Genomic DNA, 1,644 nt, shown 5'->3' with positions numbered 1-1,644 from the left:
TCCCACTGGACGCGGGCGGGCGCGGGTGGGCGAGACCGGAACGGTTCTCGTGTTCACCGTGTACCGACTAGTAGGGGCGGTGCCCGGCTTTACCCCGGCAACTCTCCCGGTAGGCACGCCGTAGGCCTTCCCTGCCGCCTCCTCGACGGTACCCATGCCCGCTGGAAGAGGCCGGTCGTGTGGTTGCGCCAGATCGCTGCAACCCGTTGGGCGACACGGATGGCGGCGCCTTCGAGGGTGCGCCCACCGTCGCGGTAGTCATAGCCGGCCCAGGTCCGAGCGGCGGCCCGCCCTGGCCGGGCCCGGTACCCGGGGGAAGGAGAGGAGAAGACAGAGATACTCCGGGTACCCGGCCGTGGCCGTTAGGGGTTCGGGCGGGCGGGGGCCAGGGTTTGCCGAGCCATCGGTAAAGGTGTCTGGGACGCCCGCGGGACCCGCTGTCCAAGATCATGGTGACGTAGCCGGCCTCCTTGAGATCCTTGAGGTACCGCTGGACCGTGGACCGGTCCCGGCCGATCTGGTCGGCGATCTCCGCCGCCGACATCGGCTCGGACGCCCAGAGCAGCACGGCGACGATCTCTTCCCTGACCCCGGTCCGGGCGGGCGGTGCAGGCCGGGTGGGCGGTGCAGGCTGGGTGGGCGGTGCGGGCCGGTCGGGCAGTGCGGGCCGGTCGGGCAGTGCGGGCTGGGTGGGCGGTGCGGGCCGGTCGGGCGGTGCGGGCCGGTCGGGCGGTGCGGGCCGGTCCCTGAGATGACCCCAGAGATCGTCGATTGCGCAGACAATTTTTTTGAGTTCGCGGGCAATTTTTTTGAGCTCGGCCCGGTTATGTAGCGTGATCACTATGATAGTGGTGATGCCGACGACCACTTGCAGGCCCAGATTCTCCGCGGCGCTGGGCAGCTGCGTGAGCAACTGGTGGTGCAGATCCTTCATGCTGACGTCGACTCTGACCTCACCGACGGTCTTACCGTCGGTGTCGCGCAGCGGAACCTCGGCGCGCACGGACGACCCCAGGCTCCCGGACCCGCGACTGACAGTCTCCTGTTCGTGGAGGGCACCCGAGGGGTCGGCGCTGACCGGTTTGCCGATGTTCTTCGGATCGGGATCGGAGCAGCGGATACCCCGGCTGTTGATGACGACCACGGACTGCGCTCCTGTGAGTCGCCGGGCCTGTTCGGCGAGAGCCTGCACCTCCCCCGCGGGATCCTTCCCCATGACCGCCCGGGCCAGGAGCGGGTCGGATACCACCGCACGCGCGATCTTAAGCGTTCCCTGCTGGCGCTGGTGGACAAGGTCGGTGTACAGCTTCAGGTCGGTCAGTCCACTCCCGATGCACAGCACGAGCAGTAGGGAGACGACGCGCATAGGTACTGCCCCTAGTGGTGGATCGAGGTGGATGGTTCGACAGGCCGTAAGCGTAGGACGACCGGCATGAGCGGCGCCCCGAGTCGCGAACCGGAAGGCACGACGCACATCGCCCGATGGTGCCCGAAGATCCGTCCGCGCCGTCGTACGACGAGCTCGCGGCGCTGGTCGTGACACAGGCCGCGGCGCTCGCCGAGACGCTCGCGAGGCTGGCCGGGACCGAGGCCGCGCTGGAGCGGGCGAACAGGGAGATCGAGGCGCTGCGCGCCCAGACCGGG

Annotated in this window: 1 protein-coding gene; it reads right to left on the bottom strand. The window is 69.2% G+C overall.

Going from position 1 to position 1,644, the window contains the following annotated elements; translation table 11 throughout:
• Positions 1-67: 67 nt before the first annotated feature.
• Positions 68-1,366 (bottom strand): HTH domain-containing protein, encoded by a 1,299-nt coding sequence (locus AC08OT_RS09950; RefSeq protein ID WP_476602749.1) that lies wholly within the window; start codon positions 1,364-1,366, stop codon positions 68-70.
• Positions 1,367-1,644: the final 278 nt, after the last annotated feature.

It is taken from the genome of Frankia sp. CgJB1 (assembly GCF_977947065.1).
This window is presented reverse-complemented; position numbering and strand designations above follow the sequence as displayed.